General features: G+C 56.4%; 29 protein-coding genes. 7 read left to right on the top strand and 22 right to left on the bottom strand.

Annotated elements, in window-relative coordinates:
• The first annotated feature begins 86 nt into the window (after positions 1–86).
• Positions 87–941 carry an RNase adapter RapZ gene (rapZ, locus tag QZQ97_RS18555; RefSeq protein WP_004948553.1) on the top strand — a complete coding sequence of 285 codons (855 nt, stop codon included), beginning with the start codon at positions 87–89 and terminating at the stop codon, positions 939–941.
• Positions 938–1,210 carry a PTS phosphocarrier protein NPr gene (npr, locus tag QZQ97_RS18550; protein ID WP_004948556.1) on the top strand — a complete coding sequence of 91 codons (273 nt, stop codon included), beginning with the start codon at positions 938–940 and terminating at the stop codon, positions 1,208–1,210. Before rapZ ends, npr begins: the two co-directional genes overlap by 4 nt.
• A gap of 185 nt (positions 1,211–1,395) precedes the next feature.
• Here npr and QZQ97_RS18545 read toward each other — a convergent pair whose 3' ends face one another.
• The 10 genes from QZQ97_RS18545 to QZQ97_RS18500 all read right to left on the bottom strand — a co-directional run bounded on the left by QZQ97_RS18545 (position 1,396) and on the right by QZQ97_RS18500 (position 10,267).
• The gene (locus QZQ97_RS18545) at positions 1,396–3,312 is read right to left on the bottom strand and encodes a BglG family transcription antiterminator (protein WP_311994648.1); all 1,917 of its coding nucleotides are present in this window, start codon (positions 3,310–3,312) and stop codon (positions 1,396–1,398) included.
• 52 nt (positions 3,313–3,364) lie between these two features.
• Positions 3,365–4,579, bottom strand: a complete 1,215-nt coding sequence (locus QZQ97_RS18540) for a lactonase family protein (RefSeq protein WP_311994647.1) — start codon at positions 4,577–4,579, stop codon at positions 3,365–3,367.
• A gap of 147 nt (positions 4,580–4,726) precedes the next feature.
• Positions 4,727–5,467: a 2-dehydro-3-deoxy-phosphogluconate aldolase gene (gene dagF, locus QZQ97_RS18535; RefSeq protein WP_311994646.1), complete on the bottom strand. Its 741-nt coding sequence runs from the start codon at positions 5,465–5,467 to the stop codon at positions 4,727–4,729.
• Positions 5,464–6,582, bottom strand: coding sequence for a DgaE family pyridoxal phosphate-dependent ammonia lyase (locus tag QZQ97_RS18530; protein ID WP_311994645.1), 1,119 nt, complete (start codon positions 6,580–6,582; stop codon positions 5,464–5,466). The genes dagF and QZQ97_RS18530 overlap by 4 nt, the downstream gene beginning before the upstream one ends.
• Positions 6,566–7,705: an amidohydrolase/deacetylase family metallohydrolase gene (locus QZQ97_RS18525; RefSeq protein WP_311994644.1), complete on the bottom strand. Its 1,140-nt coding sequence runs from the start codon at positions 7,703–7,705 to the stop codon at positions 6,566–6,568. Before QZQ97_RS18525 ends, QZQ97_RS18530 begins: the two co-directional genes overlap by 17 nt.
• A gap of 69 nt (positions 7,706–7,774) precedes the next feature.
• Positions 7,775–8,425, bottom strand: a complete 651-nt coding sequence (locus QZQ97_RS18520) for a DUF4310 family protein (RefSeq protein WP_311994643.1) — start codon at positions 8,423–8,425, stop codon at positions 7,775–7,777.
• An 11-nt stretch (positions 8,426–8,436) separates the two neighbouring features.
• On the bottom strand, positions 8,437–9,213 hold the full coding sequence (locus tag QZQ97_RS18515; protein ID WP_006317117.1) for a DUF4311 domain-containing protein: 777 nt from the start codon (positions 9,211–9,213) through the stop codon (positions 8,437–8,439).
• 30 nt (positions 9,214–9,243) lie between these two features.
• A complete protein-coding gene (locus tag QZQ97_RS18510; protein WP_311994642.1) occupies positions 9,244–9,540 on the bottom strand; it encodes a DUF4312 family protein in 297 nt (98 codons plus the stop codon).
• Positions 9,540–9,905 (bottom strand): glycine-rich SFCGS family protein, encoded by a 366-nt coding sequence (locus tag QZQ97_RS18505; protein WP_006317119.1) that lies wholly within the window; start codon positions 9,903–9,905, stop codon positions 9,540–9,542. Before QZQ97_RS18505 ends, QZQ97_RS18510 begins: the two co-directional genes overlap by 1 nt.
• 35 nt (positions 9,906–9,940) lie before the next feature.
• Complete coding sequence (locus tag QZQ97_RS18500) at positions 9,941–10,267, bottom strand: glycine dehydrogenase (protein ID WP_442995296.1); 327 nt, start codon at positions 10,265–10,267, stop codon at positions 9,941–9,943.
• Between the two features lie 502 nt (positions 10,268–10,769).
• Here QZQ97_RS18500 and rnk point away from each other — a divergent pair.
• The gene (gene rnk, locus QZQ97_RS18495; RefSeq protein WP_004948590.1) at positions 10,770–11,180 is read left to right on the top strand and encodes a nucleoside diphosphate kinase regulator; all 411 of its coding nucleotides are present in this window, start codon (positions 10,770–10,772) and stop codon (positions 11,178–11,180) included.
• Between the two features lie 41 nt (positions 11,181–11,221).
• Here rnk and QZQ97_RS18490 read toward each other — a convergent pair whose 3' ends face one another.
• Genes QZQ97_RS18490 through QZQ97_RS18480 form a run of 3 tightly spaced genes read right to left on the bottom strand, consistent with a single transcriptional unit; the run spans position 11,222 to position 14,335 of the window.
• Positions 11,222–12,010 (bottom strand): sulfite exporter TauE/SafE family protein, encoded by a 789-nt coding sequence (locus QZQ97_RS18490; protein WP_311994640.1) that lies wholly within the window; start codon positions 12,008–12,010, stop codon positions 11,222–11,224.
• Positions 12,003–12,884, bottom strand: coding sequence for a formyltransferase family protein (locus tag QZQ97_RS18485; protein ID WP_311994639.1), 882 nt, complete (start codon positions 12,882–12,884; stop codon positions 12,003–12,005). Before QZQ97_RS18485 ends, QZQ97_RS18490 begins: the two co-directional genes overlap by 8 nt.
• Complete coding sequence (locus QZQ97_RS18480) at positions 12,881–14,335, bottom strand: FAD/NAD(P)-binding protein (RefSeq protein WP_311994638.1); 1,455 nt, start codon at positions 14,333–14,335, stop codon at positions 12,881–12,883. Before QZQ97_RS18480 ends, QZQ97_RS18485 begins: the two co-directional genes overlap by 4 nt.
• A gap of 275 nt (positions 14,336–14,610) precedes the next feature.
• Here QZQ97_RS18480 and QZQ97_RS18475 point away from each other — a divergent pair, with 275 nt between their 5' ends.
• Positions 14,611–15,396, top strand: coding sequence for an AraC family transcriptional regulator (locus QZQ97_RS18475; protein WP_311994637.1), 786 nt, complete (start codon positions 14,611–14,613; stop codon positions 15,394–15,396).
• On the opposite strand, the gene cybC is transcribed toward QZQ97_RS18475, so the two are convergent.
• A complete protein-coding gene (gene cybC, locus QZQ97_RS18470) occupies positions 15,393–15,779 on the bottom strand; it encodes a cytochrome b562 (RefSeq protein WP_311994636.1) in 387 nt (128 codons plus the stop codon). The two genes, QZQ97_RS18475 and cybC, sit on opposite strands and share 4 nt — an antisense overlap.
• Before the next feature lie 211 nt (positions 15,780–15,990).
• Entirely contained in the window at positions 15,991–17,331 is a 1,341-nt protein-coding gene (gene pmbA / locus QZQ97_RS18465; protein WP_126485530.1) for a metalloprotease PmbA, read from the bottom strand.
• A 177-nt stretch (positions 17,332–17,508) separates the two neighbouring features.
• Between pmbA and yjgA the strand changes: the two genes are divergently transcribed.
• A complete protein-coding gene (gene yjgA / locus QZQ97_RS18460) occupies positions 17,509–18,057 on the top strand; it encodes a ribosome biogenesis factor YjgA (RefSeq protein ID WP_004948607.1) in 549 nt (182 codons plus the stop codon).
• A gap of 30 nt (positions 18,058–18,087) precedes the next feature.
• Here the strand turns inward: yjgA and QZQ97_RS18455 are convergent, their stop codons facing one another.
• From QZQ97_RS18455 to aaeX, 5 genes are all read right to left on the bottom strand, one after another.
• Positions 18,088–18,387, bottom strand: coding sequence for a barstar family protein (locus QZQ97_RS18455; protein ID WP_311994635.1), 300 nt, complete (start codon positions 18,385–18,387; stop codon positions 18,088–18,090).
• 5 nt (positions 18,388–18,392) lie between these two features.
• Positions 18,393–18,842, bottom strand: coding sequence for a ribonuclease (locus tag QZQ97_RS18450; RefSeq protein WP_311994634.1), 450 nt, complete (start codon positions 18,840–18,842; stop codon positions 18,393–18,395).
• A 253-nt stretch (positions 18,843–19,095) separates the two neighbouring features.
• Positions 19,096–21,063: a p-hydroxybenzoic acid efflux pump subunit AaeB gene (gene aaeB / locus QZQ97_RS18445; RefSeq protein WP_311994633.1), complete on the bottom strand. Its 1,968-nt coding sequence runs from the start codon at positions 21,061–21,063 to the stop codon at positions 19,096–19,098.
• Positions 21,063–21,998 carry a p-hydroxybenzoic acid efflux pump subunit AaeA gene (gene aaeA, locus QZQ97_RS18440; RefSeq protein ID WP_311994632.1) on the bottom strand — a complete coding sequence of 312 codons (936 nt, stop codon included), beginning with the start codon at positions 21,996–21,998 and terminating at the stop codon, positions 21,063–21,065. The genes aaeB and aaeA overlap by 1 nt, the downstream gene beginning before the upstream one ends.
• Before the next feature lie 7 nt (positions 21,999–22,005).
• Complete coding sequence (gene aaeX, locus QZQ97_RS18435) at positions 22,006–22,209, bottom strand: p-hydroxybenzoic acid efflux pump operon protein AaeX (protein WP_004948617.1); 204 nt, start codon at positions 22,207–22,209, stop codon at positions 22,006–22,008.
• Positions 22,210–22,517: 308 nt separating this feature from the next.
• Here aaeX and aaeR point away from each other — a divergent pair, with 308 nt between their 5' ends.
• On the top strand, positions 22,518–23,429 hold the full coding sequence (aaeR, locus tag QZQ97_RS18430) for an HTH-type transcriptional activator AaeR (RefSeq protein WP_311994631.1): 912 nt from the start codon (positions 22,518–22,520) through the stop codon (positions 23,427–23,429).
• Here aaeR and QZQ97_RS18425 read toward each other — a convergent pair.
• On the bottom strand, positions 23,392–23,769 hold the full coding sequence (locus tag QZQ97_RS18425) for a hypothetical protein (protein WP_311994630.1): 378 nt from the start codon (positions 23,767–23,769) through the stop codon (positions 23,392–23,394). The genes aaeR and QZQ97_RS18425 overlap by 38 nt on opposite strands.
• Before the next feature lie 205 nt (positions 23,770–23,974).
• On the opposite strand from QZQ97_RS18425, the gene uriH reads away from it, so the two are divergent.
• The gene (gene uriH / locus QZQ97_RS18420) at positions 23,975–24,919 is read left to right on the top strand and encodes a uridine-preferring nucleoside hydrolase UriH (RefSeq protein ID WP_311994629.1); all 945 of its coding nucleotides are present in this window, start codon (positions 23,975–23,977) and stop codon (positions 24,917–24,919) included.
• A gap of 385 nt (positions 24,920–25,304) precedes the next feature.
• On the opposite strand, the gene tldD is transcribed toward uriH, so the two are convergent.
• A complete protein-coding gene (gene tldD, locus QZQ97_RS18415) occupies positions 25,305–26,750 on the bottom strand; it encodes a metalloprotease TldD (RefSeq protein WP_311994628.1) in 1,446 nt (481 codons plus the stop codon).
• Positions 26,751–26,757: the final 7 nt, after the last annotated feature.

Genomic DNA, 26,757 nt, shown 5'->3' with positions numbered 1-26,757 from the left:
CTACGATGGGTTCCGGCTCAGGCCGGAATAATAAAGTTTCTAACGGTGGCGGTGAACGCCACTGAGATGCCAGGGGGAGTTGCCACATGGTGCTGATGATTGTCAGCGGCCGTTCCGGTTCAGGGAAATCCGTCGCCTTGAGGGCGCTGGAAGACATGGGTTTTTACTGCGTTGATAACCTGCCCGTGGTACTGCTGCCGCAGCTTGCCAATACGCTGGCGGAACGCAACATCTCCGCAGCGGTAAGCATCGACGTGCGTAACATGCCGGAATCGCCGGAAGTGTTTGAATATGCGATGACCCAATTGCCGGACTGCTTTTCGCCGCAGTTGCTGTTCCTCGACGCCGACCGCAATACCCTGATTCGCCGCTACAGTGATACCCGCCGCCTGCATCCGCTCTCCACCAAGAACCTGTCGCTGGAAAGCGCGATCGATGAAGAGAGCGACCTGCTTGAGCCGTTGCGTTCAAGGGCCGACCTGCTCATCGACACGTCGGAAATGTCGGTGCATGAGCTGGCCGAAATGCTGCGTACCCGCCTGCTGGGTAAACGCGAGCGCGAACTGACCATGGTGTTCGAATCCTTCGGCTTTAAGCACGGCATCCCGATCGACGCCGATTACGTATTCGACGTACGCTTCCTGCCGAACCCGCACTGGGACCCGAAACTGCGCCCGATGACCGGCCTGGATAAACCGGTCGCCTCGTTCCTCGATCGTCACACTGAAGTGCACAACTTTATCTACCAGACGCGCAGCTATCTGGAACAGTGGCTGCCGATGCTGGAAACCAACAACCGCAGCTACCTGACGGTGGCGATTGGCTGTACCGGCGGTAAACACCGTTCCGTCTACGTAGCCGAACAACTGGCCGACTACTTCCGCTCACGCGGCAAGAACGTGCAATCGCGCCACCGGACGCTGGAAAAACGTAAACAATGACGGTCAAGCAAACGGTTGAAATCAAAAACAAACTCGGTATGCACGCTCGTCCGGCGATGAAACTGTTCGAGCTGGTGCAGAGTTTTGACGCCGAAGTGATGCTGCGTAACGACAGCGGCACCGAGGCCGAAGCCAGCAGCGTGATTGCGCTGCTGATGCTGGATTCCGCACAGGGGCGGCACATCGAAGTGGAAGCCACCGGCCCGGATGAGGTGAAAGCGCTGAATGCGGTGATTGAACTGATTAATTCCGGGTTTGATGAAGACTAGTCTTAACCTGTAACGAACTGATAAACGCGCCTTTCGTGGCGCGTTAATACCCACCGTAACCCATGCCATGTTGCCCTCGGCAATATAAAGGCTTCATGCAGCTTTGTGGGCCGGATTCCAGATACTGCGTCAACTCCCTGTAAATCCACCCACGACTATATTCGCCCTTGGGGTGCTCACACGGCTTAAATCCGGCTCAAACAGTCCAGCGCCACCGCCTTGAAGCTGTCGAAATTATCGCTGCCCAACAGACGGCTCATCGAACGTTCGCGAACAAAGGTGACGAACAAATCGTAAATCGCCATTGCCTCCTCATAGTCGCTTTTGCTGATCGCCAGCAGGAAAATCACGTGGGCGATCTCACCGTCGCCCCACACCACGCCCTGCGGTGCCAACAGCGTCATCACCACGGTTTTTTTCGCCAGCAATCCCAACGAATGCGGCAATGCAATCCCCTCGCCCAGCATGGTCGATACTATAGCTTCGCGCTCCACTACCGATGGGTAAAAATCGTCCCCGACATACCCTTCCTGCTCCAGTTGAACGCACACTTTCCTGAACAGCTCCGCCTGCGTCAGCGGCTCGTTCACCACCCTGAAATGCGCGGCGTCGAAGAACTTCTCCAGCATGTAGGGCTTGGTACGATCCACCAGCACCAGTTTACCCAGCTGTTCCAACTGGTATTCGGTAGGAAACGGTGACATCACCACCACCGGCTTGTTCTTTTCGCTGACCCGCGCGTTGGAAATGACAAAATCTTCGTCGATATGAGTAAGCACCTCATAATCGCGCAGCGACACAATGCGCGTCATCACCAGCTGTGGATACTTGCGTGCAATCTGAGCCTGGATCATGCGTACCGTTGAATTACCGGTATCGCACACCAGCATCACCTGCGGATGACGCTCGTAACCGATGTTGTAGTGCCGTTCCAGCCCAACGCCTATATGCAGCACCAGATAGCCGATTTCGTTTTCGCTCAGGGTATAAGGCGTGTATTTTCCCCAGCTCGATACCGCCGCCAGCGTCACGTCATAAGCCATCGGATAGTGTTGTTTGATATTGGCCAACAGCGGGTTGGGAATATTAATCTGGTATTTCACCCGCGTAATCATGGTCTTGATATGGGTGAGCAAATCGGCCCGCAGTTGGCGGTCACCCTGCAGGTTGTAGTTATAGTGTGCGTTGATGTACGACAGGATGTAGTCCACCAGCGCTTCTTCGTCGTCGGCGTTGATCTTGGTCGGTTGCACGTCCTGTACCCGGCGCGCGGCAATATTCACCCTTAAATAAGCCTCTTCCGCCATCGACACCTCTTTGCCGCTGGCCTTGCGCAGTTCCCCCGACAGCCAGGTGGAGACCTTGCGCACCGCGTCATCGCCGTCTTCAACGTCAAAGTCAGACAGCGGGTAGCCATCGCTGATGCGCCGTAGCGCCACCGCACAGTAGAAAATCAAATACTGTTCACCTTCGTCCGTCAGGCGGATGGCGTATTGCGACAGCAGCGGATGCAGCAGCCCGGCGAAAGTCGCCACCTGCGGTTGTAGCAGGATTTCATTGCTGAGCAACGGGTTTTCGGCATCGGCCAGATGCAGTTGGAATAACAGATCGGTCAGGCAAGCGCGGATCGCCATCTCCGAGCCGAACAGCTTCATGCCGTAGCGCGGTTTGGTTTCAATGGTTAACTGGTAGTTCGCCAGGCGCTCTCTCACCTCAGCCATGTCGTTTTGCAGCGTTCCGCGGCTGACAAACCATTCATCGGCCAAATCTTCCAATTTCAGGGAAAAAGCTGAGGTCAAAAAACGAATCAGCAGATAGTGTACCCGCTCCTGCGCACTGCGTGGCGTAGCGTGCTTTTTGCGCTCCCGGTGCTGCAGAGCGCTGAACAGCACGGCATCGTCCACCTGCAGGCGATAGCCCGCCCCACGGCTATGCACAAAACGAGCGCCGTATTTTTCCAGAATATCGTTCAACGCGGTGATGTCGGCACGTACGGTACGGGTGGATACCGCAAAGCGCTTCGCCAGCTCATCCTGCGGCAAAGTTTCGGACTGCAAAGCGTCGAACAGATAGGCCAAACGCGGGTAGGGAAATCGTACCATTCTCTTTCCGTCAATTAAGGTGCCCGCCAGGGGAAATCAGGCGGGCAACGAGTTACTTCGCTACCGGCAGGAACACCATTTGCGAGGGGCTGCCCACCGGCGTATACCCTTCAACAAAGCTGAGTTTGCCGGTGGCCTTGTCCAGGCTGAAACGGGTGACATTATCGCTGCGCTGATTCATCGCATAGAGATAATGCCCGTCCGGGCTCAACGTCAACGACCGCGGATAGTCACCGCGCGTCCAGATCTCCGCCACCGGCTTCAGTTCGCCGTCGGCGCCTACGCTAAACTGCGCGATGCTGTTATGCAGCCGGTTGGCGACGTACAGATTCTTCCCGTCCTCGCTCAGGAGCAGCCCCGAGGCAAAGCTGGTGCCCTTATAATCGGCTGGCAGCGAAGAGACGGCATGTAACTGTTTCAGAGTACCTTTTTGGTTGTCGAAACGGTAGCTGGTCAGCGTAGAAGCCTCTTCGTTCACCAACAGCACCGTCTTGCCATCCGGATGGAACACGAAGTGACGCGGGCCGGCACCGGCGGAAGAGGCGGCGATCCACGGCGGATCGTTCGGCGACAGTTGGCCGCTTGCGCCGTCAAAGCGCCACTGGTAGAGGCGATCCAGCCCCAGATCGGTAGAAAACACAAACTTGCCGCTCGGATCGCTGGCGATCATATGCGCGTGCGGGCCATTATGGTCGCTGACGGCAAAACTGCCTGCCACCGCCCCCGCAGGTTTACCCGCACCTGCCGGTCCCTGATCCTGTTGCACTGAACTGGCGTTACCCAATTTACCGTCATTTTCAACCGGGAACACCGCCACGGAGCCGCTGACGTAGTTCGCCACCAGCAGATGGCGGCCGTCCGGCGTCAGGGAAAGATAAACCGGCCCCGCGCCCTGCGAATCAACCTGATTCAGCTGCGTCAGCCCGCCATCAACCGGGTTGATGCGATAAGCGATGATACCGCCGTGCTTGCTGCCGTTAAAATCGGCCACTTCGCTGGCGACATACAGTGTCCGGCCCTGGGCATCCAGGGTAAGCTGCGCCGGATTAGGCTGGTTGCTGACCAGCGTTTTAGCGCTCAGCGCGCCGCTGGCCGGATCAACCTGCACCCGGTAAACGCCTTCGCCGTTAGGGTTGTAAGTACCGATATAAGCAAAATGAGATGACGTGGAGTTCATTGCATCCTCAGCATGCAGCGCCGGGCTGGCGATAGCCAGCAGCGCCAGAGTTAACGCAGTACGTAAGGGGGAAGTTTGCCAGTTTCGCATAATTATCCTTAGAGAGGTAACGGCGCGGCATGCCGCGCCCGTAAAGACAAAACCTGTAGCCTCCCTGCCTTGCGTCATCCGGTATACCTTTCTTACTTGAAGCTGCAGCGTTGTTGGCTGCAGCTTCAATTAATTTGGGTATTGCGCTTAGCCCACCAGCTTTTTGCTCATCGCCAGCAGGGTTTTCACATCCTGCGGGCGGGTATCACCGGTGGCAGAATCAATAATGGAACTGTAGATATGGGGAATAATCCGCTTCACGCCGGCGGCCAACGCGATCTCAACGATCTGTTCGAAGTTTTCCAGATCGATACCGCCAGTCGGCTCCAGCATAAAATCATGCTCGGCGCAGGCTTTAGCCACATACTGGTATTCTTCTTTACAAGCCAACCCGCCCATCGGGAAATACTTGATGGAGCTGCCGCCCATATCTTTCAACAGGGCGATGGCCGTTTCGACCGGTACGATGCCGTCTGGCGCGGCAGCACTCAGCGGGCCGGTTGAGATCTTCACAAAGCCGACGCGACCGGTCGGAGAAACCAGGCCGTTCACCACGCTGTCACTCTGGCCTAACAACGCACGGCTGGCGCCCACGCCGGTAAACACCTGATTGACGTGCTGCGGCTGAACGCGCTGGGCGATCAGGCTGACCATAGCGGATTGTTTGGGATCGCCCGCCCCCAGGCCCACCGACAGCGCATTCTCGATCAGCTGCGCATAGTGCTGCATATCCGCCACCGCGCTGTCGACATCCGGATAGTTCTTGGAGAGAACGCCAACCAGCACATGCCCTTCCGCCGCCGCATAAATAGCCTGCGCATTGTCTTTTGAGCCGGCCAGTACGTTGAGGCACAGACGGTCGCGATAATAATTTGGCTGCAGCTTCATGCTTGTTTCTCCGTGAACAGATTTTTAATACAGGTAAAGACGGTCATCAGTTGCTGCTCGTCGACGCTACGCACATCCACTTCGATCTTGCCTTCATTGGCCTTATAACCCCGGAAGTAGATGGCGATCTCGCCGGTTTTCAGCGCCTGGACGATGTCGGTGGTAGAGCGCCCCAGCACCGCTTCGTCAAAGGTGATTTCAGCACGGGCGATATCACGGCCGGCGCTGTCCCAGACGGTTTTGGCGCTGATACCGGTCAGCGAGTTCAGGTTGGTGATAAACGGCGTCATTCGTGCCACCATCTGCTCACCGGTGGTTTTTTCCAGCTTCAGGTAGCTTTCAATCGCCTGCGTCAGGCCGAGGATACCCTCTTTGCCGACTTTCATAGCCCGGCCAATACCGCCGGATTGCAGCTTCACCCACTCAACGTATTGCCGCTTGCCCACCACCAGGCCGCTGGTTGGGCCTTCGATGGCCTTGGCACCGCTGTAGATAACCAGGTCGGCCCCCATCTGGTAGTAGCACATCAGGTCTTCTTCTGCCGCGGCGTCGACGATCAGCGGCAGATTATGCTTACGCGCCACCACCACCGCTTGCTCGACCGAAAGAATGCTTTTCTGCACGCAGTGGTGCGATTTGATGTAGAGGATCGCCGCCGTTTGCGGCGTGATGCAGGCCTCCAGCTGCTCCGCTGAGCATTCGTTGGCATAACCCGCCTCAACCACCTTGCCACCGCCGAGGGCAACCATGGTGTCGACCGGGGCGCCGAAGTTCACGTTGTGACCGCGCGGCAACACAATCTCGCGCGGTACGGTGATCGGGGCCGAATGCAGGTTCACCAGCAGGTTGGCGTTGTCTTTGACGATCACCGCCGCCACCGACTGGGCTATACCCGCCGAGGCGCAGGACACGATCACGGCATCTTCCACATTCAACAGTTCGGCGATATAAGCGCCGGTCTTGTTAACCAGATCCTTGATTTCAAAGTAGTGATTCAGGCCGTAGTCAACGGCGTCAATCACGTCCTGACGCGGCGTGGACACGCCGAGCAGAGTCATGCGGCCGGAAGTATTAATAACCTGCTTTAAATTATATTTTTCATAAATCGAAGACATGATGGGCTTTCCCTTCGTCGGTTAATAGAATTTCCCCGGCTACCACTGCAGCCAACGGAACCAACAACTGTTCGCCGCCGACCGATTGCCCTTCCGAGTCGGCAAATACCTGCGGCCCCTGACGGAGATCGAACAGGGTGAAATCGGCGTCATAACCCGGCTCCAGCCGGCCTTTATTGGTCAGGTACAGCGCCGAAGCGGCATTTTCCGTCACGCAGGCAATCACCTGCGGCAGCGACAGGCCGATGCTGAAGAATTTGGACATCACCGTCGCCAGGCTGTGTACCGGCCCGGCCATGCGGTTGCGGCAGTAGATATCGGAACTGATGGTGTGCGGGAGAATGCCCAGCCCGATCGCCTGGCGCGCCACGTCAAAGCTGAAACTGGCGGTACCGTGGCCCACGTCGAGCAACACGCCGCGTTTCAGCGCTCGCTGGATAGACTCGCGCAGCGTACCCGCCGGGGTCAGAATGCGGTTCGGCTTGCCGTTATAGCAGTGGGTAATAATATCGCCGCGGGTCAGCAGATCGGCGATGTCGTCCAGATTCGGCGGGTTATTGCCGATATGCACCATCAGCGGCAAGCGGTTGTTTTCCTGCTGGATCTGCTTGGCGCGCACCAGCGGCACAATGCCATTTTGCCCCACCACGCTGCTGCTCATGCGCGCCTTGATGCCGATGATAAAACCGGGGTACGCATCGATGGATTTTTTCACCGTCGGCGGGTCGATGTCCGCCAGATCGGCCAGCTCATTTTGGCGTAATAGCCCGATACGCGAGATATTCAGGAAAGCGAACACGTTGGTTTTGGCGCGGCGCGTCAGAGCATAGAATTCGTCAACATCGTCGGTGCCGGTGCTGCCGGCGTCAACGACCGAGGTCACGCCGCTGGCTACGCCAACCAAATCCGGTTCGTCATAGTAAATTGGCGAAGAGGGATAACAATGCACGTGGGAGTCTATCCAGCCGGCACTCAGGCGGCAGTTGCCCGCCAGATCCAGCTGCCTGCGGGCGTTGACGTCATCGGCCAACTGCCCAACGACGACAATCTTGCCGTCCTGAACCGCCAGATCGACCAACCGGTCATCCGCCAACCTGGCGCGTCGGATTACTAAGTCATACATACTGCGCTACTCCTTTTCCAGCAGGGGGCGGCGCACCGCCCCCACTCTCACACAGCTCTGGAACAGTGATTAAGCAATGGCTACCGGGAAAATGGCCCCTAACAGCATTGCGCCAAGGATCGCTCCGCCCGTGATTGGCTTGCCCCAGATATAGAACAACAGCGCGCCAAGCAGCGAACCTATGCCAATCGGAATGGATGCGGTCATCGCCGACAGGATGATCAATGGCCCCAGGAAACGGCCGGAGGAGTTACCTGCCCCCATCATCACGTCTGCGCCGTAAGTGGAGTTGCTCTGGTTGATGGTAAATTTACGCGCCAGAATAATCAGGTAGCCAATCGCCAGGCCAATCACCAGGCCGGTCACCAGCGAGGCGGCAAAATTGGCGACCGGGAAGACAATCCCCGCGCCCAGCAACAGCGCCGGGACGCCCAACCCCACACCGGTCTGGATCGCGCCGCCGATATCCAGGATACCCACCAGCGAACCTTCAATGATGCGCGCAAACAGGAAGCTGGCGCCGAATGCCGCCACCGCACCGTAAACACCGGTGTCCATCCCGGCGCGGAGCATGGAAACGAAGGCCACTTCGTTAAACGCACCGATGCCATACAGGTAGTACATGTGCGTCCCGGCGAACACGCCGGACGAGAGCAGGCCGACAAAAATCGGGAATGACCAGTCGGCGTACCAGAAGCCTTTTTGGGTTTGTTCTTCCATTATCCCGCTCCTTATTTACCGCTCAGGGTGTTGTGAATGGTGTCCAGCCAGCCCGGCACGCCGAGGCTGAAGGACTCGAGGACTTTCATATCGAAGCCACGGAAGAAACCGCTCAGCACGAACAGCAGCACGATCACCGCCATCATGATCTTGGTGATTTTGTTCCAACCGCTCTCTTCCACGCCTTTACCGATCAGGATACCCAGTACCAAACCCGGTACGGCGTTACCCATGATCAGCTGCGCCAGGCCGCCGAAAATGGTGCCCCAGAAACCTGAGCGACGCCCGGCGTCGATCGCCGCCAGCCAGAAGATCACCGGCATCACGGTGTTCACCAGCAGGTTGGCCGCCGGCACCAGCACTTTGATTGCGGTAACCTGCAACGCAGCGGGCACTGCGGAAGCGGTGGTATTGAGGAACGCCACCACCAGCATGCCGATAACGCCGCATGCGATGGCCATTTTTTTCGGGTCGTGCAGCGTTTGCGCCAGGTTGCGGTTCTTGACCATCAAGGCTGCTGCGCCCCAATGAGGGATGATGCGGTGGTCAACGTCCTGCGTGAAGGCGCCCGCCGCCACGGAAGACGCCCAGGCGTTGAAGAAGAAACCCAGGCCGAATGAGAAGTGGGATGCCGGATCGCCTTCGCAGGAGTTCAGCTCGCCCAGGGTGCGGAAAGCCCCCATGCCTTGCGTCGTCGGAGCATGGAACATGCGTGCAGCGCCGGCCCCTACGCCAACCCCCACCAGTCCGCCAATAATAAGCGACTTAAATAAGATGATTAAAAACATCAGTATACCCTTTGATTTATGCTAACGTTTTTATTTCGTGACGAAGACAACCTTTTCTGTATTGATCATTGTCACGCTCACGGTTATTTCCAGAGTCACGGTGTAGACTTTTCTTTCTCGCGGTAAAAAGAAAAAAAGAAATTTCTCTTTTGTTATTTTCTCTTCCGCTTTTAATATGCTGACATCCTGGGGTTCAATGCGCAGCAGAATATTGCTGGTGGATTTTAATACCGTGCCCTGCACATTAGCCAAAGCGGAAGCAAAAGCTTTCGCTTTGCTATCCCCTTTGCCCTCCACCTTTACCGATGTGGTATATTGTTCTTTCATTACGGATTGCCGTGTTTTTTGATGTAAGCTTCCACCAGTCTTTGGCCCAGTTCTTCTTTATCCATAAAGCCAAAACCTAGCACGGTATAACCTTCATTGATTGCCGTCACGCCTTCATCAATGGAGCGCATGCCGTATTTTGCTTTGTAGCCATATTTGGTTTGCGCGGTAATTGCCCCGGCGCCGCCGCTACCGCAGAAGGAAATACCCAACTGCGCACCTTCGGCTTTCATTACGTCACCCAGCTTCATATCCGCCGCTACGCCAGGGATAACGATGGCTTTTCCGCCTGCTGTTTCAATGCCCTGGCCGACTTTCTGGCCTTTCCCCAAACGATCGCCAATCACTACGGTAATTTGACCCATGGTATTTTCTCCTGATGATATGAATGCGTTAAACGCTATTGGTTATTATCTTTTGCCACTTCAAAGTGCACAGAAAGCAAATAAGCTTCTTCGATAGGTAACGTCGAAAACGTATCGACCACCCGCTCCGCCATTTTCATCGACTCTTCTGAAATCTCGTCAAACAGCGATTTATCGACTTCCGGCAATGGCTCGCCGGTGATTGAACGCAGTACCATGGCGCGAATATGCGATTCCAGCATCTGTTGCTGCACCGCATTGGTATAAATGCCTTCTGCATTCAGCATAGCGGTAATATCGGCCAGCACCTGATCGGTGATCGCCCCAGCCTCGCTGATGTCAGACCCTTCATTTTTTTCCATCGCAACAGATCCTTCATTCACTTTTCAATACCCCTGCTTCCAACATTATTCGTAAGTCGCACAATGCATCATTTGAATATACCCTATGAATTTCAAGTTGCAGGCAACAGTGCTGCGGCTTGAAAGGCGACGGGTATTACCCGCTTTCTTTGATGTCTTACCCTAACCCCGGGGAGAATTTCTGTGTAGCCGTTTTTTTTCCAGTTTAAAGTGGAAATTCAATGATTGGCAGGGATCCATTTCGCAAAATAAGCGCGATTAAGATAATTTAATTAAATTACAAAAAGATAATGCCACAACGGGGTTCCCTTTCTCCCTGGGGCGGTGAAAAGCTTCGTGATCGGGATCTCTTTCTTTTCACCGCTTAACCGCCTACTATCGGTAAGACAATTCGACATCTGCAACGCCCCCGCTCCTCTGGCGCGGGGGCGTTGCTTTTGTGCTGTTTTTCCGAATTTATGGGCGCGAAAACGGGCGCCCTTTGATTTGACTGGAGAGTGGAATGACCAAACCAACCATTACTATTAATGAGCTGGATGCGGAACGCCTGGATGCGCTATTGGAACAACCGGCCTTTGCCAACACCGACGTCGCCATCGCGCTGAACGACGAACTGGATCGCGCCGAAATCCTGCCGCCGGCCCAAATCCCGGCCAACGTGGTGACCATGAACAGCCGCGTGCGTTTTCGCGATCTGCATACCGCAGAAGAGCACGTGCGCACGCTGGTGTACCCGGCCTCGCTGAAGGACAGCCACGAACAGCTGTCGGTGATGGCGCCGCTGGGCGCAGCGCTGCTGGGCATGCATGTAGGCAACCAGATTACCTGGCAGTTGCCGAACGGTGAAGAAGCGCGGATCGAAGTGCTGGAACTGCTGTACCAGCCGGAAGCGGCGGGTGAATACCACCGCTAAGCGGTAATTCAGGGCGGTGTTCATGCCGCCCTTTCTGAGCCTTACAGGCTGATGGCGATCAGTACCACCACCAGCAGCAGCACGTAAACTCTGGCGTGCAGCTTGTCATTAACCTTCGGCAAGGCCCTTTTGGCAAAGACGATTCCTGCAATGCCGGCAGCCACCAGCAGCCCAAGAATGGTCAAATTAACGTAGCCAAGATAGTGCGGTCCGCTCATTTCCTGCCAGCCCAAACCGATATACATCAGTGCGCCGATGACAGCGACCGGAATCGACAAGGGATTGGCCGCGCTGACGCAGTGCTTCATTTCATAGCCATGCCGACGCAATAAAGGCACCGTCATCACGCTCCCCCCCACCCCGAGCAGGGTGGCTATCACCCCAATCAGCGGGCCACCGACCCACAACGTCATCTTTGACAGCGCCGCGCGTGCCGGTTTGACCAAAAATCCCTGTCTGAACAGGCAATCCGCAATCGTCACCAGCATATAAATCACAAACAGCAGCCTGACCACATTGTCCGCCAACAGCGTCGAGGCAAAAGCGCCCAATGCCGCGCCAATGCTGATAAAAAAGATCAGCGGGATGATGGTTTCACGCAGCAGGTTGCCGCTGCGCCAGTTGGTTAGGGTGGCGTAACCCGAATTGAGGATCATCACCGCCGTCGAGGTCGCTACGGCGATATGCATCGCCTGTCCCGGCTGTTCGCCAGAGGAAGACACCAGATGATAGACAAAGGGCACCACCACAAAGCCGCCGCCAAAGCCAAACAAAATGGTGGTGATGCCGGTAATAAAACCGGCACCGAGAACAATCAACGTTTCAATCATGGCTATGTGCCCGGATGAAATCGTCGAAACCGGCAGAAAACTGGCCGGCAAGTGGATGGAACTCGTCGCCGACAAACAGCGCCAGATAATGCCGGCGAATGGCATCATGATCGATAAGCTCAATCCCGGCTTCCGCCGCCTGCGCCAGAGTCAGCGCATCCGGAAATCCCCAATACCGATAGTTGCCCTGCCGCTCGACAACAAGAGACTTGCGTTCGCCCGCACGCATTAGCTGCCCCGCTAAAAATGCACCGGACCGCATGCCCGCCAGCATCATGTTTTCCAAAAACGACAGCTCGTAACGCAATTCGACCGGCAAGCGGGCAAGCACCGGCCCGGCATCCCAGTGCTCATCCATCTCATGCAACGTCAACGCGCCGTTTTTCTCGCCGTTCATCATGGCGCGAAACAGCGTCATCACGCCACGGTAATGCGGTAAGTCGCCCGGGTGCAGGTTCCACAGCAGCTTGCCGCGCTGGCTGAAGGCCCGGACGTAATCAGCGGAAAACTTCTGGTAGCAACGCAAAGAGACTACCGCGTCCATATTACCCAGACTGCTGATAAACGTGGCGTCATTGATGTCTGCAATACGGTGCGCCGTGACGCCTGCGCCGGCCAGGAAAACCTGTGGCGCTTGATAAGCGCCCTCGCAGGTATCGGCATTTCTGCTGACAAAGGGGAAAACGAAGTCATTCAGCACTTCACGCTCATACAAGGCAAGCTGCCGAACCTCCGGCTCCTGCTGACGACCGCCGGCTTTCGCCAGTGGAAAGTAAACCGTAAAGGAGCATTCCTTGTTTAAGGCGCTAATAACATCCTGACATGCCAGCCAGGAAAAAATATCGTTGCCAACAAATAGCGCTACGTTCTTCATGCTTCCGCCTTCTTTACATTAAACAGACTGTTATTGAAAACTATTTTGCTGATATCTCGGGTAATGGACTCCATCGCTGACGTATAAAAAAGCTCGCCTTTGGCAGGTGCGCCAAGAGAATAAAGATCCTGCTCCTTACCTTGTTCATCCGACACTTTTAACGTAAATGGATTGCATTTTACGCCGCCGAATATATTTTCCTGCACCAGACCTCCCTGCAGCATCTTTGTATTTAGCCGACTTGGCTTCAGTTGATATGAAGGGGTGGTGCAATTAAGCAAATATTGGCTATACACTTCCACATTGTGGCAAATAGTTTTAAAACCCTGCCCCTCTTTCTCAATATTTACCACGCCACCAAAAGCGCGCAGGCGTTGGCTTTCTAGCGCCGTAATAATTTTATAAGCATTTTTTAATGGCATGGCGTGCCGATTGCGCATCCAGGAGGAATTATAGAAGCGCATAAAGATCTGTCTGTTGTTTTCATCCATTTTTACCCAGGCTTCACATACGGCCGGGTGAATCGCTGCCAGATAGCTACAGATATGCTCACGGGCAAAGCGTGCCCGATCAAGGCTTTCGGCCAGGTCACGATAGCAATCCCTTTCGGCCCCCATTGCAGACAGCACCGTTATCCGCTCCTGCCCTGGGTAATATTCCTCGAGTGCCGCGTTAATCACATGAACCAGTTGGTGCGCATCAATATAATGATTGTCGGCGACAAAGCGGCTCAGCCGTTGCCTGAATTCTGACGGTGGTGCGCGCATCAGAGCAGGCTGTACGCTGGGGAACAACCCGGAACGCGACAGGGCGGAAATATTGCTCGCCCCCACCCGCTCGATCAGCTCAATGATGGCGTCGATCGCCGTCAGACTGCAGCCAATCACGCCGACTGCCGATGCCGGGTTGATGGCGGGAAGATCCCGATTGGCCTGATAGGCAATCACCCCGTCAACCGGATAGAGGCTCGCCGGCTCATTATGCCCCGAGCACAGCACTACCGCATTCATCTGCTCCGCGGCCCCACAGGCCGTTGTCAGCCAATATCCTCCAGGATGCGAACCTATCTCCTCAACTTCGGCAGTCACGAAATTCAACGTGACGTTGCTATCAGCCGCCATAAGCACCGCCCTGTCGCGAATAAAATCGAGATACTCTTTATAAAGCCAGCGGGGTGGGTAGCGGTCTTTACTGTATCGCCGAAAATGCGTCGTGATCCAATCGGAAAAATGTGCGCCGTCAAAAATATCCGCCGACATGTTCTCTGGCGCCATATTTAAAATATGGCTGTCAAAATCGCTGCTGTAGGCCATACCGCCATTGAAACCCTGCTTGTCAAACACCTTCAGGGACAGATGCTTATTGCAATTATTAACAGACTTATTCTTGATAAAGTTATAAGCGAAAGAAATACCTGCCGCCCCACCACCAATCACACCGATCTTATACATGAAATATCACCTTATAGTCACAGCATTAAAAGAAGAACTATTGCTTCAGGTGTTGGAATAAAATAATTCCTTATAAACTTCTTGTATGATGCAGGCGAGATAGCTCGCTCCGCCCCGGCGTTTAAATTCAAGAGGGTTTAAATAAAAATAAAATACCTCGCTGCCAGAGCAGCGTTATTTTTCTGCCCTGATAGTAGAGCTATGACCAGTGGCTTGCTTTATATGAAAGGCCAACTATCATTGCATTTCGGCCAAATTGCTCAGTGATAAGGATTATGCGCAACGTACGCATTGATGACATCGACAATGTGCCAAGGTCGGTGATTGCCATCGGCACCGACTACCCGTCGGGCCATTTACTGCCCATGCACAGCCACCGCCGCGCTCAGCTGCTCTATGGGGCCACTGGCGTAATGCACGTATTTACCCGGCAGGGGAACTGGATTGTGCCGCCGCAGAGAGCGGTGTGGTTGCCGCCGCAGATGCCGCACGAAGTGAGAATGGTCGGCGTCACCACCCGCAGCCTGTACATTGAACCGGCCGCGCTGCTGGCCTCTCAGCCGCAGGTTTGTCAGGTGGTCAGCGTTACGCCGCTGATGCGCCAACTCTTGATGGCGGCGGTAGATATGCCGCTGGAGTACGATCCGGACGGCCGGGACGGGGCGCTGGTTTTCCTGCTGCTGCATGAGCTTGCCCAACTGCAATCCCTGCCGCTGCACATCCCCCTGCCCGCCGATCGGCGATTGGGCGAGTTATGCCAGCTGTTCCTGCGCCAGCCGGATGCACACGACTCGCCGCAGATATGGGCGACGCGCCTGTATATGAGCATCCGCACCTTCAGCCGGTTCTTTCGCGCGCAAACGGGTATGTCATTTTCACAATGGCGGCAACGGGCCTGCGTAGTGCTGGCGCTGGCTCAGTTGACGGAAGGCAGCAGCGTAACGCAGGTCGCTCTGGAGTTGGGGTATGAAAGCAGCGCGGCTTTTGCCACCATGTTTCGCCGCGTGTTGGGGCAGGCGCCGTCCTGCTATCTGGGATCGGAACGGCGCGAAAAGGCTTAGCGGAACTTCTTGTGGTTAACGTCGCGAGTTTGCTTGAAACTCTGTGCAACCTGCTTGGCTTCGGCCAGCTTGCCCTGATTGGCCAACGCCAGCGATTGGTCTATCTGGCCGATAAGCGTATCCAGCCCATGCTGAAAATCTTTTATCTCCGGGCTGTCGGCCGCTTTATCCTCCAGCTTCGGTGGCGTGGATTGCTTCGCATCCAGCGCGGCGGCGCGCATGTTCTGCAGGCTCTGCTTCAGAGTATCCGTTGAGTCAGTATTCAGCACCGTTTTGTAATTGCCGGCGATAGTGTCCATATCATCGGCCAGATCGGCTGCGATCGCCAATGAACTGGCACCCAGCAGCGCCAACGCCATCAATGCTTTCAGTTTGTTCGACATGCTTGCTCACCTTCCAGTTATTATTTTATCTACCCGTCGCCTTTCAAGCTGCAGCATTGTTGGCTGCCACTCGACATTCATAGGGTATAAGCTTTTGTTCAACCTAAACATAGGCAAGGGCGCTGAAAACCGGAACAAGAGATTTGTAAGCAAGGTTATAGCGGGGGGAAAGGAGAGAGGCTGGCAGCCGAAGCGGCCAGCCTTGGCGGTATTACTGGCCGGCGATTTTCATGTCCGGCAGCAGTACGGAACCGCACTGGATATTGCTGCGGGTTTCGATATCGCTGCCCACGCTGACAATATTGCGCAGCATGTCTTTCAGGTTGCCGGCGATGGTGATCTCGCTGACCGGATACTGGATCTCGCCATTTTCTACCCAGAAACCGGCGGCGCCGCGCGAGTAGTCGCCGGTAATGCCGCTAACGCCCTGGCCCATCAACTCAGTCACTACCAGGCCGGTACCCAGTTGCTTAAGCATGCCGGCAAAATCATGGCCCTGCCCGGCAATGCGCCAGTTGTGGATGCCGCCCGCATGGCCGGTGCTGTGCATTCCGAGCTTGCGCGCCGAGTAGCTGGTCAGCAGCCAGGTTTGCAGCACGCCATCTTTAACAATGTCACGCCGCTGGGTACGTACGCCTTCGCTGTCGAACGGCGTGGAAGCCAGCCCTTTCAACAGGTGCGGGTGCTCTTCGATGGTCAGCCAGTCCGGCAGGATCTGCTTGCCCAGAGAGTCCAGCAGGAAGGTGGATTTACGGTAGACGCTGCTGCCGCTGATGGCGCCAACCAGGTGCCCGAACAGACCGGTCGCCACTTCAGAGGCAAACAGCACCGGGGCAGTCATGGTTGACAGCTTGCGCGGCCCCAGGCGCGACAACGTGCGGCGGGCACATTCCTCGCCCACCCATTCAGGGCTTGCCAAATCACCCATGGCGCGGCCAATGGTATAGGCGTAATCACGCTCCATATCGCCATTGTGTTCGGCGATCACGCAGCTCGACAGAGAATGACGGCTTGAACAGTAGCTTTGCAACATGCCGTGGCTGTTGCCGAAAACCTTGATGCCGTAGTGGCTGTTAAAGCTGCCGCCTTCGGTATTGGTGATGCGTTTGTCCGCCGCCAGCGATGCCTGCTCGGCGCGGGCCGCCAGTTCGATGCCCCGCTCCGCGTCCAGTTCCGCCGGGTGGAACAGATCAAGATCCGGCGCTTCAAACGCCAGCAGGTCTTTTTCCGCCGGGCCGGCGTTCGGATCCGCAGAGGTATAACGGGCGATATCCAGCGCCGCCTGCACGGTGCGAGCAATGGCGTCCGGGCTGAGATCGGTGGAAGATGCGCTGCCTTTACGCTGCTGGTGATACACGGTAATGCCCAACGCGCCATCGCTGTTGAACTCGACGTTTTCCACCTCGCCAAAGCGGGTGCTGACGCTGATACCGGTAGATTTGGTTACGGCAACTTCTGCCGCATCGGAACCGGCGCGCGCCAGCTCCAGAGCCTGTGAAACGGCCTGTTCCAGCGCCTTGCGCTGTTCTGCAACTTGAGTGACTACTTTCATCAATCTGCCATAATTAATCAGAAAATCGTTGAGAAAAGTGCCGTGGCGGCGTGGTTGCGCGCGGAGTCACGCGCAAAAATCATGTGATTTATGCTTTTGAGTCTAACAGGAACCGCGTGGAATTTCGCATAAAGCCGGCAACCTGTTAGGATTAGCCTCTTTTTAACGGAGCCTACCATGAACAAACAGCCTGAAGACTGGCTCGACGATGTCCCGGAAAACAAAGACGAGGACGATGACGAGATTATCTGGGTCAGTAAAAGTGAAATTAAACGTGATGCCGAAGCACTGAAAGACCTGGGGACCGAACTGGTCGAACTGGGTAAGAACGCGCTGGAACGTATCCCGCTGGACGAAGATTTGCGTGCCGCCATTGAACTGGCGCAGAAGATCAAGAAAGAAGGCCGCCGCCGTCAGTTGCAACTGATTGGCAAGATGCTGCGCGCCCGCGACGTAGAGCCGATTCAAACCGCGCTCGACAAGCTGAAGAACCGCCACAACCAGCAGGTTTCGCTGTTCCACAAGCTGGAAGCGCTGCGTGACCGTTTGGTGGAAGAAGGCGATGACGCGATCCCGTCTATCCTGGCCCTGTACCCGGAAGCCGATCGCCAGCAGTTGCGCGCACTGGTGCGTAACGCGCAGAAAGAAAAGGCCGCTAACAAGCCGCCGAAAGCCTACCGTCAAATCTTCCAGTACCTGCGCGATCTGGCCGAGACCGCCGAATGATCGCCGCCGTCACCATGGGATGAACCCGTTTCATCCCCGGTGATGTGCAGGTTCACCGCTGCTTTCACGAATATTGAAACGCAGGCTGCCTTCCAGCTCTTCCTCCGCCTCTTCAAACAGCAGGATAATCGCGCCGAAACGGCGTTTGCTACGGGCGTCGAGATGGGTAAACTCAATCTCGACCGGTAACCCGATATCGACGGTCACCACATCCCACAACGCGTCCAGATTGGCGCCGAAGGCTTCACCGAGCGCAAACTTACGCGCAAAATCGCGATAGAACGCCGGCAAATCGTGGATCTGATTAAAATCGAACTCTACTTTTGCCATCAAACTCACTCCACCCGAATGAAGTTTTTATAATGGTCACGCGTGATAAAAATCAGGCCGTCGCTGGAATACAACAGGCGATCGGCCCCGCGCCGGCCGCATTGATAATTAATGTCCGCCTCGCGCCATACCCGGCTGCGTGCGGTAGGCAGTTGCCCTTCACGGTTCGAGAAACGATCGCCGCCAATCGCTTTGCCCGGCAGAACCGAACACAGGTTGCCGTTGCGCGCATCCCACCCCTGCTCACGCGCCTGCTTTTTGGTGATGTAATAGTCCGGCAACCGCTGATGCTGCTGCAGGTAGCTCACCACCCTTTTTTGCTGCGTCAGTTGGTCGATGCTCTGGCCTTCGGCCACCGCAGGTACGTTGGCAATCACCCGATCGTTACCGCGCAAAGCGCTAAAACCGGCTATCACAACGGCGATGACGATCGCCACGAGGATCCGCTTGTTCATTACTGTCCCTGACTGAGTGCCGGCAGGGGCGCATCAGCACCCATGCCCGTTGGATTTATAGATGAAAAGAATGAATCAAAGATGACCGGCAGGTAACATTTTCACTTCAGGGAACCCATGCCTTAACAATCTGCATCACCCATTCATGCTTATCATGCCATTTTCCCGTGAGCCTGACACTCAGTGCAACTCTGAAACAAGGCTGTCTCAGGCAAGTATAGCCCCGGATGACCGCATCAGGAGCCTCAGCGCATCAGTCGATCAACGCATGGCGATAGCGGTGCAGCATGTCGGCCAGGCGTTTTACCGGGCCGGTGACGCTGAGCGGTGCCTGATAGTCCACCAACTTCTGCTGATAGTCGTTCATCTCGCTCAGCAGCCGATCGTAATAATAGGCGCGTTTCACGTCATTCTTGGCTGAAACCACGTGGTCGGCAGTATTGCGGATCTGCTTATGGAAGGCAGAAAGCTCCTCGCTGGCCGGAATTTCCGCCCGCTGCATGCGCTGGTGAGCGATGATCAGGTTCAGCGCCAGCCGGTACTTGGCAATGTCGTTCGGGAACATCATCAACAGCTGATTAAGCTGCTGATAAAGCGCCGGCAGGTGGTTCTGCCGACGGCGCGACGCCTTGGTGGTCAACGCCGAAACCGCGCTGCCGACAAACTGGTTCAGCAGCGTGCGACCGGTGCGCTCACGCGAGTTGTCACGGATCAACAGCAGCACCATCAACCCCACGCAGCTGCCAAGGAACTGGCCGAGCGCACCATCGAGAAACTGCGTGACGTTAAAGGTCATCGGGTTGCTCAACACCAGAATATTGATGGTCCCCGCCAGCAGACCGAGCGAACCCAGCCGCCGCTTTTGCACCTCGATGCCGATGAAAAACGCCAGCAGGCCAAGGCTGAGGCACAACAATAAAATGCTCTGCTGGGTCGCCGGCAAGATCACCATAAAGAACAGCGAACCGACCGGGATCGCCGCCAGCATACCCAGCACAAAGTCCATCGCCACCATGCGCGGCGCCGGGGTGCGCATCGCCAGCGAAGTGATCACCGCGATGATCACCATAAAACCGCTGCCGGACGTCCAGCCGGTCCACAGCCACAGCAGGCTGCCAAACGCCGTCGCCACAAAGGTGCGCAGGCCGTTAATCATGGCGTGATGCCCTTCCGCCGAGACTGGTTTGACCACCACTTCACTGCTCAGCACATCTTCTTCCACTGCGCTGATGCTGCTGTTGGTATGCACGCCTTTGGCCAACAGCAGGTAACGCGTGGCCGCGCCCACCCAACTGGTGATGGTCAACAGCGTCTCGTCGGTGCGGTTGGTGGTCAGCACCTGGCGCAGCAGCTTCATGCGCTTGTGGATCTCCTGCGGCGTTTCCGCCGGCACCATCAGCAGTTCACGAATATTTTCCTTCACCGCATCCGGATGATTCAGCAGGATCAGATACGTTTCGCAAGACTGGGTAATCAGCGTCAGCGACAGGGTGTGCAGCGCCCGAACGCGCCGGTTGACCTTTTGCCAGCGCGATGACTCCATCATCAGGTTGCTGCGCATGCCGTTCAGCGCGGTGGTGCTCTTGACCAGGTTGCTCCAGGCGCGATCGATGTCTTCTTTCTCGGCGTTACTGACGCACATCTGCATCAGCAGGTACTGATCCACCAACAATTTGTCCACCGCCCGATCGATATCCATTTTGATCGAACGCGGCGAGAACAGCAGATCCGCCAGCACCGCGCTGACGATCCCCAGCACAATCTCGCTGCAACGCTCCACGGCGAATTGCGGCGCTTCCAGCAAGTTGGTTTCACTGGTGGAGGTCGTCACGATGATGATCAGCGCGGTATACCCGGCCAGGCCCCAGGCGTAAGAGTTTTCAACCTTGATCAGTGAAGAGAGCCAGGTACAAAATCCGGCCCAGATGCAGCACAACAGCAGCATCACCACCGGTGCGCGTGCGGTGGAGACGATAATCACCAAGCCGACGAAGCAGCCGATAAAGGTACCGATAATGCGCAACCAGCCGCGGTGACGAATAGCGCCGGAGAACGGCTCGCCACCCGCCGCAAAAGCCGGGCCGGCGGCCACGATGGCGGCGGTCATCGCCGACCAGCGCGGGGTTTCCAAATTGAGATGGAAACCGACAAACAGAGCAAACACAATCGCGAAGCTGAGCTTGAAAGCAAATCTCAGCCGAATAAACGTTGGGCTATTCATTAGCCAAACTCACGTAGCCGATGCATCAGGCGAACAAAAGGCGAACCGCTGTCGGCCTTGCGATCGTTCTTGCCGGTGATCACCACGGTCGCGGTGGTACCAGCCGGGTACGGATGCAACTGGTCTTTGTCGTCCAATAGGATTTTAACCGGTACGCGCTGCGCCAGACGCACCCACTCCAGGTTACTGTCGATAGACGCCAACCCTTTGCTGTTCACGGTGCTGCTACTGTTGTTGACGGCGGCAGCCACGCTATCGACGGTGCCGTGCATGATGCGGTTGCTGCCCAGTGGGGTGATTTCCACACGGTCGCCCTTGTTCAGGCCATTCAGCTTGGTTTCTTCCAGATAGGCCAGAATGTAGAAGGTATTTTTCTTCACCAGCGCCACGGCGACTGAACCGCGGGTGATGTATTCGCCGCTGTGGACATTCAGGTTGGTAACCCAGCCGTCGGCCGGTGCACGCACCGTGGTGCGTTCCAGATCCAGCTGCGCCAGTTCTCGGGTCGCCACGGCTTTTGCCAACTGATGCTGCACGGTTTGCAGCACGTTGTTCGCCTGGTCGATCTCTTCTTGCGACATCGCCTGCACACCCAAACGTACCCGGCGGCCGGCTTCACGTTTTTTCTCCGCCGCCAGCGTCTGATAATAGGCGACGTCGGCGCTGGCTTCCGCCAGAGCCTGCTGGTAGCGCGGCCGGTCGATAACAAATAACACCTGCCCTTTCTGCACCAGTTGGTTATCCACCACCGGCACGTCGGTCAACAGGCCGGTGACGTCCGGCGCTATCGCCACGACGTCAGCGGTAAACTTGGCATCACGCGTCCAGGGGGATTCGGTGTAGAACACCCAGGCTTTGAATATGGCGACGATCGCTAACAGGACCAGAAACAAAGTGATCGCGATTCGAACTATTTTTATTGAGAAATTTTTCACAGCGACCTCAAACGAAAAGACGTGAAATCAGATAGAACAGACAGCAATACAGCGCAGTATTAAACAACGCCGGATGCCAGACAAAATCGTAAATCCCGGTAGGCTGCAACAGGCGGCGCAGCAAAAAAAACAGCGCCAGCGAAACCAGCAATTCAAAAAATACCGGGGGAAACGAAAGTCCAAAGATGACCATAACCGGAAGCAAACTCATCCATTTTTCCTTATTGTTTACTGCACCGGGTGTTACCCTTTCTTCTCATTCACATTCTCTTTACATGTTAGCTGACGCGCACCACAAATTTAGGCCCAGACAGGTCAGGAACCTGAAAAAAGGATAAACTCAGGGGCATACATCCGCGATAGGGATTGCGAGGATACCGGAGGGATCGGCCAAGGCTGCATTGCCGATTGCACTCACGCGTTGGGAAGGTCTTTCCACCCGACCGGTTTATATTAGCGTGCTTACTATCAACTCATCAACAATCTGTGATCTAAATCACTTTTAAGCCAGAGTGAATAATGGAAAGACTAAAACGGATGTCGGTATTCGCTAAAGTCGTTGAATGCGGGTCGTTTACGGCGGCTGCGCGCCAGCTTGATATGAGCGTTTCGTCTATCAGCCAGACCGTCTCCAAACTGGAGAATGAATTGCAGGTCAAGTTGCTCAACCGCAGCACGCGCCGCATTGGCCTGACGGAAGCCGGGAAAATTTACTATCAGGGTTGCCGGCGCATGCTGCAGGAAGTGAGCGAAGTGCACGAGCAGCTGTACGCGTTTAACAATACGCCGACCGGCACGCTGCGTATCGGCAGTTCGTCCACCATGGCGCAAAACGTGCTGGCGATCATGACTGCCGACATGTTGAAGGAATATCCCGGCCTGACGGTAAACCTGGTGACCGGTATTCCGGCGCCGGATCTGATTGCCGACGGACTGGATGTGGTGATCCGCACCGGCGCGCTGCAAGATTCCAGCCTGTTCTCCAAACGCCTCGGTTCAATGCCTATGGTGGTGTGCGCTGCTAAAAGTTACCTCAGCCAGCACGGCACGCCGCAAAAACCCAGCGACATGGTCAACTTTTCCTGGCTGGAATACAGCGTGCGGCCGGACAGCGAATTCGAATTGATAGCCCCCGAAGGCATCACCACACGCATCTCGCCGCAAGGGCGCTTTGTCACCAACGATTCGCAAACCATGATCCGCTGGCTGAAAGCCGGGGCAGGCATCGCCTATGCACCGCTGATGTGGGTGATCGAAGAGATCAAACGCGGCGAGATCGAGATCCTGTTCAAAAGCTATCACTCGGATCCTCGCCCGGTGTACGCCCTGTACACCGAGAAAGACAAACTGCCGCTTAAGGTGCAGGTGTGCATCAACTACCTGACCGAGTACTTCAAGCGCGTGGCGGAAGTCTATCAGGGCTACCGCTGAGCAAAAAACGGCGCGCCAGGGCACCAAGCAGCAACAGCGCCAGCATGCCCAGCCCCCAGATTAACCAAACGGCGTAACCCGCCCAGGTGAGCAACAGCGGGAAAGAGCCGGCCAGCCAACGCCCCAGTTGTTGCAGCATCGGCAACCAGCCCTCCAGCAACGTCTGCGGTACCAAGCTGAGCAAGCCGGTAAACTGGGGCGCCAGCTGCGCCGAGCCGTTTTCCGCCAGGCCCACCAGTGCAGGTAACCAGCCCAGCACACCGGAGACGCCCCAGGCCAGCAGCGTCCATAACCCCATTGCCGCCAGCACGGCTGCCAGCGCCCATCCGTTCTTTGTCATGATCCGCTCCTTTCTGTGTTGCACTAAGCAGCAATGTAAACCATGGACTCCACTCCAGGGTAAAGCGCCAGCATGGGGATTTACGTTTAATTACACCGCGACATTGGCAATGCTTTGATGCAATTAACAAAAGCACCATTGGCATTACTCCGCTCTGCACCGCTGCGCTATGCTGCGAGCACCTCTCCTCTGCATCGGGAATAAAATGAAAAAAATCATACTGGATTGCGACCCTGGGCATGACGACGCCATTGCCTTGCTGCTGGCCTGGGGCAACCCGCAGATCGACCTGCTGGCGGTGACCACCGTGGTCGGTAACCAGACGCTGGATAAGGTCACCCGCAACGCGCTGGCCGTCGCGCGTATCGCCAATATTACCGGCGTCCCCTTTGCCGCCGGCTGCCCGCGCCCGTTGGTGCGGCAGATTGAGGTGGCGCCCGATATTCACGGCGAGTCCGGCATTGACGGCCCGGCGCTGCCGGAGCCGACCCTGACGCTGGAACCTCGCCATGCGGTGGACTTGATCATCGATACACTGATGGCGCATCCGCCGGGCAGCGTGACGCTGGTGCCGACCGGCGGCCTGACCAATATTGCCATGGCGGTGCGCAAAGAACCGCGCATCGCCGAGCGGGTAAAGGAAGTGGTGCTGATGGGTGGCGGCTATCACATAGGCAACTGGAGCGCGGTGGCGGAATTCAATATCAAGATAGACCCCGAAGCGGCGCACATCGTATTTAATGAAAAGTGGCCGCTGACCATGGTCGGGTTGGATTTGACCCATCAGGCGCTCGCCACGCCGGAGGTGTGCGAACGCATTGCCGCCATCGGCACCGGGCCGGCGCACTTCGTCGGCGAACTGCTCGAATTCTTCGGCAAGATGTACCAACAGGCGCAGGGCTTTAGCGCACCGCCGGTACATGACCCTTGCGCGGTGGCCTACGTGATCGATCCCGAAGTGATGACGGTGCGTAAGGCGCCGGTGGATATCGAACTGACCGGTACCCTGACGCTGGGCATGACGGTGGCCGATTTTCGCGCCCCGCCGCCGCCGGACTGCCATACGCAGGTGGCGGTAACGCTGGATCAAGACAGGTTCTGGGATTTGGTGGTGGATGCGCTGGAGAGGATTGGGGAAGTGCGGGTTTAGAGTGCAGAGCTTGTTGAATACTGTCGCGATCCGCCGGGCTAAGCAGGCCAGCACCAGCGGTGGTGGAAAAGAAAATACAGAGTAAAGCGGCTGAGAACCGCCGGGTTACTGAATCCATTCAGAAGGCCGCCCGTATGATTTTTCGGCATTCTAAAGGCTACGCGAGGGCAAGTAACAAGGCATAATTAGCGGGTAAACGTTAGACAGCCTAACCAACAAGAAAAATCTCAAACAAAAACCCCATAAGCTCGGTTTTTACACTTAAAAATGGCTTATTGGTTTTCTCTAATCGGAAAAAGCAGCGAATCCGTATTAATTATGGCTAATGCGATAAGCGCCACAAAAAACGGATTTATTGGGGCCGTGAACCGGCCCCAGAAAAGGACTAGGCGGTACCGCCAACGGTCAGCATATCCAGTTTCAGGGTCGGCTGGCCGACGCCCACCGGCAGGCTTTGCCCTTCTTTGCCGCAGACGCCCACGCCTTTATCCAACGCCAGATCGTTGCCGACCATCGAAATCTGCTGCATCGCCTCAATGCCGGAGCCGATCAGCGTCGCGCCCTTCACCGGCTTGGTGATGCGGCCTTTTTCGATCAGATAGGCTTCGGTGGTGGAGAACACAAACTTGCCGGAGGTGATGTCCACCTGGCCGCCGCCAAAGTTCGGCGCATACAGACCGTACTCCACACTGGCGATGATCTCTTCCGGCGTAGACTGGCCCGCCAGCATGTAAGTGTTGGTCATGCGTGGCATCGGCAGATGCGCATAGGACTCGCGACGGCCGTTGCCGGTCGGCGCAACGCCCATCAGGCGCGCATTCAGCTTGTCCTGCATGTAGCCTTTCAGGATGCCGTTTTCGATCAGCACATTGTACTGGCCCGGCACGCCTTCATCATCGATGGCCAGCGAACCGCGGCGCCCCTGCAGGGTGCCGTCATCCACCACGGTGCAAAGCTCGGAAGCCACCAGTTGGCCCATCTGGCCGCTGAACACCGAAGTACCGCGACGGTTGAAATCGCCTTCCAGGCCGTGACCTACCGCTTCATGCAGCAGCACGCCAGGCCAGCCGGCCCCCAGCACTACCGGCATATTGCCGGCCGGAGCCGCTACGGCGGAAAGGTTAATCAACGCCATGCGCACCGCTTCTTTGGCGTAGGCGTCCGCGCGAACGTCGCCATCGACGATTTCCAGGAAATAGTCATAACCGAAACGGCCGCCGCCGCCGCTGGAGCCGCGTTCACGCTTGCCGTCCTCTTCCACCAGCACGCTGACGGAAAGACGCACCAGCGGGCGAACGTCCGCCGCCAGGGTGCCGTCGGTCGCGGCCACCAGGATTTGTTCATACACGCCGGTGATGCTGGCGCTCACTTCCTGCACCCGCTTATCGGCCGCACGGGCAACCTTGTCGACGCGGTGCAGCAGGGCAATTTTCTCTTCGCGCGGCAGGCTTTGCAGCGGATCGAGCAGCGGATACAGCGCCTTGTGGCTGATTTCACCAAGCGTATGCACCCGGCCGTCACCGCTGTCGCGCACGATGCTGCGCGCCGCCTGGGCGCTTTGATGCAGGGCGTTCAGGGTTATCTGATCGGCATAGGCGAAACCGGTTTTCTCGCCGCTGACGGCGCGCACCCCAACGCCCTGGTCGATATTATAAGAACCGTCCTTGATGATGCTGTCTTCAATCACCCAGGCTTCGTGGTAGCTGGACTGAAAATAGAGATCGGCGTAATCGAGGCGGCGTTCGGCCAGTTGCCCCAAGACAGAGAACAAGTCCTGGTGGTTCAACTTATTCGCAGCAAGTAACTGCTCACTGACAAACGTCAGGCTCATAATTTTT

Origin of the sequence: Serratia sp. root2, from assembly GCF_031931805.1 — a bacterium.
Lineage (GTDB): Bacteria > Pseudomonadota > Gammaproteobacteria > Enterobacterales > Enterobacteriaceae > Serratia > Serratia inhibens.
The sequence above is the reverse complement of the archived record's forward strand: the minus strand, read 5'-3'. Positions and strand labels throughout refer to the sequence as shown.